The organism is Citrobacter sp. NCU1, from assembly GCF_010231475.1.
Taxonomy (GTDB): Bacteria; Pseudomonadota; Gammaproteobacteria; order Enterobacterales; family Enterobacteriaceae; genus Citrobacter_D.
Map to the genome: position 1 here is coordinate 183,665 of NZ_NRDO01000004.1, position 9,076 is coordinate 192,740.

Annotated in this window: 7 protein-coding genes, 1 rRNA gene and 1 pseudogene; 6 read left to right on the forward strand and 3 right to left on the reverse strand. The window is 51.7% G+C overall.

Going from position 1 to position 9,076, the window contains the following annotated elements:
- Positions 1-7 precede the first annotated feature (7 nt).
- Entirely contained in the window at positions 8-1,087 is a 1,080-nt protein-coding gene (locus CJP72_RS01600; protein ID WP_162379157.1) for a tRNA/rRNA methyltransferase, read from the reverse strand.
- A gap of 208 nt (positions 1,088-1,295) precedes the next feature.
- Between CJP72_RS01600 and trxC the strand changes: the two genes are divergently transcribed.
- The 5 genes from trxC (at position 1,296) to CJP72_RS01625 (ending at position 7,017) form a co-directional block, all read left to right on the forward strand.
- Positions 1,296-1,715, forward strand: coding sequence for a thioredoxin TrxC (trxC, locus tag CJP72_RS01605; RefSeq protein WP_162379158.1), 420 nt, complete (start codon positions 1,296-1,298; stop codon positions 1,713-1,715).
- A 69-nt stretch (positions 1,716-1,784) separates the two neighbouring features.
- Positions 1,785-2,483: a tRNA-uridine aminocarboxypropyltransferase gene (tapT, locus tag CJP72_RS01610; protein WP_162379159.1), complete on the forward strand. Its 699-nt coding sequence runs from the start codon at positions 1,785-1,787 to the stop codon at positions 2,481-2,483.
- A gap of 35 nt (positions 2,484-2,518) precedes the next feature.
- Positions 2,519-5,179, forward strand: coding sequence for a bifunctional acetate--CoA ligase family protein/GNAT family N-acetyltransferase (locus CJP72_RS01615; RefSeq protein ID WP_162379160.1), 2,661 nt, complete (start codon positions 2,519-2,521; stop codon positions 5,177-5,179).
- Positions 5,180-5,293: 114 nt separating this feature from the next.
- Positions 5,294-6,649: a CDP-diacylglycerol--serine O-phosphatidyltransferase gene (gene pssA / locus CJP72_RS01620; RefSeq protein ID WP_162379169.1), complete on the forward strand. Its 1,356-nt coding sequence runs from the start codon at positions 5,294-5,296 to the stop codon at positions 6,647-6,649.
- Between the two features lie 44 nt (positions 6,650-6,693).
- On the forward strand, positions 6,694-7,017 hold the full coding sequence (locus CJP72_RS01625) for a YfiM family lipoprotein (RefSeq protein ID WP_162379161.1): 324 nt from the start codon (positions 6,694-6,696) through the stop codon (positions 7,015-7,017).
- On the opposite strand, the gene kgtP is transcribed toward CJP72_RS01625, so the two are convergent.
- Positions 7,014-8,312: an alpha-ketoglutarate permease gene (kgtP, locus tag CJP72_RS01630; RefSeq protein ID WP_162379162.1), complete on the reverse strand. Its 1,299-nt coding sequence runs from the start codon at positions 8,310-8,312 to the stop codon at positions 7,014-7,016. The genes CJP72_RS01625 and kgtP overlap by 4 nt on opposite strands.
- A 247-nt stretch (positions 8,313-8,559) precedes the next feature.
- On the opposite strand from kgtP, the pseudogene CJP72_RS01635 reads away from it, so the two are divergent.
- Positions 8,560-8,646 (forward strand): annotated as a pseudogene (locus CJP72_RS01635) (acetyltransferase); the annotation flags it as partial.
- A 231-nt stretch (positions 8,647-8,877) separates the two neighbouring features.
- Here CJP72_RS01635 and rrf read toward each other — a convergent pair.
- Positions 8,878-8,993 (reverse strand): 5S ribosomal RNA (gene rrf / locus CJP72_RS01640).
- Between the last annotated feature and the right edge of the window lie 83 nt (positions 8,994-9,076).

Sequence of the window (9,076 nt, forward strand, 5' to 3'; positions counted from 1 at the left end):
AGCGTTATTACGCTTTGTTTTGACGCCACCACTCAGCAAGCAACACACCTGTCGCCACCGAAACGTTGAGCGTGTCAACATTACCCGTACCGTCAATCGCAACGCACAGGTCGTCTGCAGAAAGTGCGGCTTCCGGCAAGGCGTCACGTTCACGACCTAACACCAGCACCATTTTCTCTGGCAGTGTAGTAGCAAACAGCGGTTTACCCTGCGAACTGGAGGTTGTGACCACGGTATAACCCGCCTGACGGAAATCATCCAGCACGTCAACCAGGCTGTCACCCGTGATCGGCTGCACGTGCTCTGCGCCACCTTCAGCAGTACGGATCGCCGCCCCGGATTCCAGCAGCGCGGCATCCTGCACCACGACGCCTTTCACGCCAAAGTGCGCACAGCTACGCATCATCCCGCCAAGGTTATGCGGGTTAGCAATATCTTCCAGCGCCAGCACACAATCCTGTGCCCCTGCCTGGTTTACCCACTGCTTAACTGTCGTACCATTGCGTTTTTTGATCAGGAAACAGACGCCGCCGTGGTGTTCAGTACCGGAGGCTTTCGCCAGTTCCGCTTCGTCAACCACGTGATAGGCCTTACGGTTTGCCGCCATCCAGCGTAGCGCTTCTTTAAAACGCGGGGTCACACTCTGAATAAACCAGGCACGTACAATCGCATCCGGTCGGCTCTGGAACAGTGCCTGACAGGCATTCTCGCCGTAAACACGGGTCTCTTCCGCACGTTGGCGACGCAATACTTCAGGATCGATAAAACTTTTGCCGCTGATTCCGCCGTGATCGGCCTTTTCCGTCGTCTCATCGCCCGGAGCACGGGAAACAGTACGCCACGGTGAATCTTCACGTTTACGGTCGCGTTCAACATCGCGGTCACGACCACGTTCACGACCGCGTTCGCTGTTCGGGCCCCTTCTGTCATCACGGGCAGGGCGACGACCGCCTTCGGCTCGGGAAGTACCGGGGCGACCGCCGCCTTTACCAGTACGTGGATTTTGAGTGCGTTTGTCCGAGTCATCATCACTGCGGACGTACATCACTTTGACCTTGCCGTTTTTGTTCTTCAGTTCGTCGCTCATTTCTTTTCTCCACCTGCGCTGCGCGAAGCGCGCAGATTACCTGATGTGTCATCGGTTAGCCATTATTTCATTTAAAAGCTAATGACTATTGTACTCATCGAATAAAACACATTGTTGTTTAAAACAGTCTCCCCGATAATATGTAACATAATAGAAACATACCGACGTCACTGTCGAAAAGTCTACCCTACTCTTTCAGAGGTTAGTTATGAATACCGTTTGTACCCGCTGCCAGGCTATTAACCGCATTCCCGATGATCGTATTGAGGAAGCGGCAAAATGCGGACGCTGTGGTCACGACCTGTTTGATGGAGAAGTGATTAATGCGACCGGTGAAACGCTGGATAAATTGCTGAAGGACGATCTTCCTGTGGTGGTCGATTTCTGGGCGCCGTGGTGCGGCCCATGCCGTAATTTTGCCCCGATATTTGAAGATGTCGCCGAAGAGCGCAGCGGCAAAGTTCGCTTTGTCAAAGTGAATACGGAAGCAGAACGTGAACTTAGCGCCCGTTTTGGCATTCGTAGTATCCCAACCATCATGATTTTCAAGAAAGGCGAAGTTGTCGACATGCTGAATGGCGCGGTGCCAAAAGCGCCTTTTGATAGCTGGCTTAACGAATCACTGTAATCTCACCGGGGCGCATCTTGTGCCCCGTTTTCACCTCTGCGACAATAGCGTTTTTCAACGCATTCTCCCATGACTGATAACGCAGTACTCCAGTTACGCGCCGAACGCCTCGCGCGCGCCACGCGTCCTTTTCTTGCCAGAGGCAACCGCATTCGTCGCTGTCAACGATGCTTGCTGCCATTGAAACAGTGTCTGTGCGATACGCTAACGACTTCGCAAGCGAACAGCCGCTTTTGTCTGGTGATGTTTGATACCGAACCGATGAAGCCCAGCAATACGGGGCGTTTAATTGCGGATATTTTACCCGATACCACCGCATTTCAATGGTCGCGCACAGAACCACCGCAGGCGCTACTCGATCTGGTGAAAAACCCGGATTATCAACCGATGGTGGTGTTCCCAGCCTCCTACGCGGGTGAAGAGCGCGAAGTGATTTTCACGCCACCAACGGACAAACCGCCGCTGTTTATTATGCTCGACGGAACCTGGCCGGAAGCGCGTAAAATGTTTCGCAAGAGCCCTTATCTCGACAACCTGCCGGTGATTTCAGTCGATCTGTCACGACTTTCCGCTTATCACCTGCGCGAAGTCCATGCTCAGGGACAATACTGCACCGCCGAAGTGGCCATTGCTCTGCTGGATCTGGCTGGCGACGCCAAAGCCGCATGCAGTCTGGGCGAGCACTTCTCCCGTTTTAAAACGCGTTACCTGGCTGGAAAAACGCAACATCAAGGGAGCGTCACAGCAGACTTATCAGAAAACGTTTAAAATCATTCGGTCACTGATGCCATAAGGAAGCCGATATGAGTCAGCGTGGTCTGGAAGCACTACTGCGACCAAAATCTATTGCGGTGATTGGCGCGTCAATGAAGCCCCATCGTGCTGGTTATCTGATGATGCGCAACCTGCTGGCCGGAGGGTTCAACGGTCCCGTTCTGCCGGTGACACCCACCTGGAAGGCGGTGTTAGGCGTCCTTGCCTGGCCAGATATTGCCAGTCTGCCCTTTACGCCCGATCTCGCGGTCCTTTGTACCAATGCCAGCCGTAATCTTGCTCTACTGGAGGCTCTGGGAGAGAAAGGGTGCAAAACCTGCATTATTTTGTCGTCACCCGCGTCTCAACATGCAGAGCTTCAGTCCTGCGCACGACGTTTCAAAATGCGGCTTCTTGGCCCGAATAGTCTGGGATTACTGGCGCCCTGGCAGGGCCTGAACGCCAGTTTCTCGCCTGTTCCCATTAAGCGTGGCAAGCTCGCATTTATTTCGCAGTCAGCGGCTGTCTCCAATACTATTCTGGACTGGGCGCAGCAGCGGGAAATGGGCTTCTCTTACTTTATTGCGTTAGGCGACAGTCTGGATATTGATGTCGATGAATTGCTGGACTACCTTGCGCGAGACAGCAAGACCAGCGCGATCCTGCTTTACCTTGAACATTTAAGCGATGCCCGGCGCTTTGTCTCTGCCGCCCGTAGCGCGTCGCGTAACAAACCGATTCTGGTCATTAAAAGTGGCCGTAGTCCGGCAGCCCAGCGTTTACTCAACACCAGCGCGGGAATGGATCCCGCGTGGGATGCCGCTATTCAGCGTGCAGGCTTACTGCGCGTCCAGGATACCCACGAACTTTTCTCTGCCGTTGAAACCCTAAGCCACATGCGCCCACTGCGCGGTGACAGACTGATGATCATCAGTAATGGCGCAGCCCCTGCCGCCCTGGCGCTGGATGAACTCTGGTCACGCAATGGCAAATTAGCGACGTTAAGCGAAGAGACATGCAGCAAACTGAGAGAAGCGCTGCCTGAACACGTCAACATCGCCAACCCCTTGGATCTGCGTGACGACGCCAGCAGCGATCACTTTGTCAAAACGGTGGACATTTTGCTGGCCAGCCAGGATTTCGATGCTTTGATGGTGATCCACTCCCCCAGCGCTGTTGCCCCAGGGACCGAAAACGCCCAGGCGCTGATTGAAGCGGTGAAGCATCATCCCAGAGGGAAATATGTCTCGTTGCTGACTAACTGGTGTGGTGAATACTCTTCTCAGGAAGCCCGAAAATTGTTCAGCGAAGCGGGACTGCCCACCTATCGTACACCGGAAGGCACTATTACAGCCTTTATGCACATGGTGGAATACCGCCGTAACCAGAAGCAACTGCGAGAAACGCCAGCACTGCCGACAAACCTGACGTCAAATACCACAGAAGCGCATAAGCTATTGCAGCAGGCCATTGATGAAGGTGCGACATCACTGGATACTCATGAAGTGCAGCCGATTCTGCAGGCCTACGGCTTGCAGACGTTGCCGACCTGGATTGCCAGTGACAGTGCAGAAGCTGTGCATATCGCCGAACAAATTGGCTATCCGGTTGCGTTAAAACTGCGCTCTCCGGATATTCCGCATAAGTCTGAAGTTCAGGGGGTCATGCTGTACCTGCGTACGGCAAATGAAGTTCAGCAGGCGGCCAATGCCATTTTTGATCGCGTAAAAATGGCCTGGCCCCAGGCGCGAATCCACGGCCTGTTAGTACAAAGCATGGCCAACCGTGCAGGTGCGCAAGAGTTGCGTGTGGTGGTGGAACACGATCCGGTATTTGGCCCTCTGATTATGCTTGGCGAAGGCGGTATGGAGTGGCGCCCTGAAGAGCAGGCCGTCGTTGCACTGCCACCGCTAAACATGAACCTGGCGCGCTATTTAGTGATTCAGGGAATAAAGAATAAAAAAATCCGCGGTCGCAGCGCGCTACGTCCACTGGATGTCGCGGGTTTAAGCCGGTTGCTGGTGCAGGTTTCGAACCTGATCGTCGATTGCCCGGAGATTCAGCGTCTGGATATCCATCCGCTGCTCGCATCTGCTGACGAATTCACTGCGCTGGATGTGACGCTGGATATCGCCCCTTTCGAGGGCGATAACGAAAGCCGACTGGCGGTACGTCCTTATCCGCAACATCTCGAAGAATGGGTGGAGATGAAAAATGGCGAACGTTGTCTGTTCCGCCCTATTCTCCCAGAAGATGAACCGCAACTTCAGCAGTTCATTTCCCAGGTCACGAAAGAAGATCTTTATTATCGTTATTTTAGCGAGATCAACGAATTCACTCATGAAGATTTAGCCAACATGACGCAGATCGACTACGATCGGGAAATGGCGTTTGTTGCCGTACGTCGTCATGATCGCACCGAGGAGATCCTCGGCGTCACGCGCGCGATCTCCGACCCGGATAATATCGACGCAGAGTTTGCTGTACTGGTGCGCTCTGATCTCAAAGGATTCGGTTTAGGGCGTCGGTTAATGGAAAAATTGATTGCTTATACTCGGGATCACGGACTGAGACGCCTTAATGGTATTACGATGCCAAACAATCGCGGCATGGTGGCACTGGCCCGAAAGCTCGGGTTTGAGGTTGATATCCAGCTCGAAGACGGCATTGTTGGGCTAACGCTTAATCTTGCCCAATATGAGGAATCGTGAGTAAGGTACTGGAAATGTTGACCACTTTAATGGGTACTGATGTTATCATTGCCCGCTTATGTCGTCTGCATAGTACAGAGGACCCTTCAATGAACAGAGAAGAAATGCACTGTGATGTTGTCAAAATTTAAGCGTAATAAACATCAACAACACCTTGCCCAACTACCTAAGATTTCTCAGTCAGTTGATGATGTAGATTTCTTTTATACTCCCGCTAATTTCAGGGAGACACTGCTGGAGAAAATAGCCAGCGCGACACGACGTATTTGCATTATTGCCCTGTATCTTGAACAGGATGATGGCGGCAAAGGCATACTCGACGCGCTTTATGCGGCTAAACGGCAGCGTCCTGAGCTGGATGTCCGGGTGCTTGTCGACTGGCATCGTGCGCAGCGTGGGCGTATTGGCGCAGCAGCGTCTAACACCAACGCTGACTGGTATTGCCGAATGGCGCAAGAAAATCCAGGTATCGACATTCCCGTCTACGGCGTACCGGTTAACACGCGGGAAGCACTTGGCGTCCTGCATTTTAAAGGCTTTATCATCGATGACAGCGTCATCTATAGCGGCGCAAGCCTGAACGATGTTTATCTGCATCAACATGATAAATACCGTTACGACCGTTATCATCTCATTCGCAATACGCAAATGGCGGACATCATGTATGAGTGGGTCACTCAGAATTTGATGAACGGCCGTGGCGTGAACCGTCTGGATGATATACACCGTCCGAAAAGCCCTGAGATTAAAAATGACATCCGGTTGTTCCGCCAGGAGCTACGCGATGCGTCATACCATTTTCAGGGGGATGCCGATAACGAACAACTGTCCGTGACACCGCTGGTCGGATTAGGGAAATCCAGTCTGCTGAACAAGACGATTTTCCATCTTATGCCGTGTACGGAGCACAAGCTCACTATCTGTACGCCTTATTTCAACCTGCCTGCAGTCCTGGTGCGTAGTATCATTCAGTTACTGCGTGATGGCAAAAAGGTTGAGATCATCGTTGGTGATAAAACGGCGAACGACTTCTTCATCCCCGAGAATGAACCGTTCAAAATCATCGGTGCGCTTCCTTATCTTTACGAAATTAACCTGCGTCGTTTCCTGAGTCGTCTGCAGTATTACGTGAATACCGATCAACTTATTGTGCGCCTGTGGAAGGATGACGACAATACCTATCATCTGAAAGGGATGTGGGTCGATGATAAATGGATGCTCATCACCGGTAACAACCTTAACCCTCGGGCCTGGCGTCTGGATCTTGAGAACGCAATTTTGATCCACGATCCCAAACAGGAATTAGCACCTCAGCGTGAGAAAGAGCTCGATCTTATCCGCACGCATACTACGATTGTTAAACATTATCGCGACCTGCAGAGTATTGCCGACTACCCCGTTAAAGTCCGCAAACTGATCCGCCGACTACGCCGCATTCGAATTGACAAACTAATTAGTCGGATTCTGTAAACAAAACCCCGTCCAGTGACGGGGTTTTTCCTGTGGAGGTGTCGGTGCGCTCCTTTATCCTTATTGCTGTTCTGCTTCTTACCGGTTGTAGCCATATGGCGAACGATCGCTGGAGCGGACAGGATAAAGCGCAACATTTTATCGCTTCTGCCATGCTCTCAGCGGCAGGAAATGAATACGCTCAACACCAGGGAATGAGCCACGATCGCAGTGCTGCATTCGGTCTGATGTTTTCCATCAGCCTCGGTGCATCAAAAGAATTGTGGGACAGCCGCCCCGCAGGGAGCGGCTGGAGCTGGAAAGATTTTGCCTGGGATGTTGCAGGAGCAACCACAGGTTACGCCGTCTGGCAAATGGCTCACGACTAAAGGCGCAGACCTTTACCTTTACGGTGTAGCATCAATGAAACAAAAAATGCCACGACAGCCATCGCCGTAACGTACCAGAAGAATGACGTCTCCAGACCAATGGACTTCAACGACAACGCAACATATTCAGCAGATCCCCCGAACAACGCGTTCGCCACGGCATAAGAAAGACCAACCCCTAACGCACGAACCTGTGCCGGAAACATCTCAGCTTTCAGGATCCCGCTAATTGACGTGTAGAAGCTCACGATGAGTAACGCGCACATTACCAGTCCAAACGCGGCATAAGGTGAAGTGACATTCTGTAAAGCGGAGAGAATCGGCACTGTAAAAATAGCAGCCAGCGAGCCGAAACATAACATCGATGTCCGTCGCCCGATTTTATCCGATAGTGCACCAATTAAAGGCTGAATAAGCATGAATACGAACAATGCCGCCGTCATAATTCCGCTTGCTACATTGGCATGCATTCCGGCTGTATTGACCAGGTACTTCTGCATATACGTTGTGAAGGTGTAGAAACAGAGCGAACCTGCAGCCGTAAAACCCAGCACCATCATGAACGCTTTACGGTTACGCCATAATCCCTTCAAAGAACCCGCTTCTTTTAGCGCGCGCGTTTCTTGCTGAGAAGTTTCATCCAGTTGCCGACGTAACCACAACGCGACAATTGCCAATGCCGCACCTAATGCAAATGGTATACGCCAGCCCCATGATCTAAGATCGGCATCATCCAGCGTTTGCTGGAGAACCACAACAACCAACAATGCCAGAAGCTGTCCACCGATCAACGTGACGTACTGGAATGAGGCGTAAAACCCTTTACGACCTTCTACAGCCACTTCACTCATATAGGTTGCACTGGTTCCGTACTCCCCACCAACAGATAAGCCCTGAAACAAACGAGCCAGTAACAAAAGCGCCGGAGCCCAGGTGCCAATTGTCTCATAGCCGGGTAAGCAGGCGATCACAAGCGATCCCATGCACATCATACAAACCGACAACAGCATCGATTTTTTACGGCCGTGTTTATCGGCAATTCGACCAAATAACCAACCACCGATAGGGCGCATCAGAAACCCTGCGGCAAAAACGCCGGCTGTTTGCAAAAGCTGAGTCGTCGTGTTTCCTGATGGGAAGAAAATGTGGGCAAAGTAGAGAGAGCAGAACGAGTACACATAGAAATCAAACCATTCGACCAGATTCCCGGATGATGCCCCTACAATAGCCCATACGCGGCGACGGGTATCGCTGCTTGTCAGCGACCCGCTCGCAGTTACACTGCTTTCAGTCATTAGAATTGTACTCCTGCCAAGGATCCAACCGAGAATATCGGCGCTTATCACTGTCTTATAAAGTGAACAAAATGTTATATAGTTGTTATATATAAATATGTGACAGGAATCTAGCTTTTAATTAGCAGGCCAACGATTTAGGGGTATAAACCAGAGCAGACTCTACTACCCTTGGAGCGGATATGATCTGAAAAGCACTACGCCATCCGGCATTTTCCGCAGTCCGCAGACGCAAAAAAGCCCATCCGTCAGGATAAATGTGACGGGACGTTCAGAGGTTGATGATCTTGGAAAACCGTATCCATTATTGAATCTGGCGTATACCGGAAAATAAGAGATCCAGTACGGTTTTTATTGCCGGAGATCGCTGTGTCTGTGGTTCTCTGTAACCCGGATAAAGTGTGTAAAAGTCCCCCTCCGGTACATTTGGATTGCCTGATGGCGCTGCGCTTATCAGGCCTGCACGTCGGATATGGACTGATAAAATCTGCTCAATCCGGCATTTCCCCGGACCACAGACGCAAAAAAGCCCATCCGTCAGGATGGGCTTCTTCACTTATTTAATGCCTGGCAGTTCCCTACTCTCGCATGGGGAGACCCCACACTACCATCGGCGCTACGGCGTTTCACTTCTGAGTTCGGCATGGGGTCAGGTGGGACCACCGCGCTACAGCCGCCAGGCAAATTCTGTTTCCAGCACACATTCACTTCCGTTCATGCACGCCGGTTTAATCTGTTATCAAGCCTACTTCTTGCGTCTCTCA

Excerpts from the sequence above, each read along its gene's own strand:
- CJP72_RS01600 (WP_162379157.1), bottom strand. The coding sequence starts at position 1,087 with ATGAGCGACGAACTGAAGAACAAAAACGGCAAGGTCAAAGTGATGTAC.
- trxC (WP_162379158.1), top strand. The coding sequence starts at position 1,296 with ATGAATACCGTTTGTACCCGCTGCCAGGCTATTAACCGCATTCCCGAT.
- tapT (WP_162379159.1), top strand. The coding sequence starts at position 1,785 with ATGACTGATAACGCAGTACTCCAGTTACGCGCCGAACGCCTCGCGCGC.
- CJP72_RS01615 (WP_162379160.1), top strand. The coding sequence starts at position 2,519 with ATGAGTCAGCGTGGTCTGGAAGCACTACTGCGACCAAAATCTATTGCG.
- pssA (WP_162379169.1), top strand. The coding sequence starts at position 5,294 with ATGTTGTCAAAATTTAAGCGTAATAAACATCAACAACACCTTGCCCAA.
- kgtP (WP_162379162.1), bottom strand. The coding sequence starts at position 8,312 with ATGACTGAAAGCAGTGTAACTGCGAGCGGGTCGCTGACAAGCAGCGAT.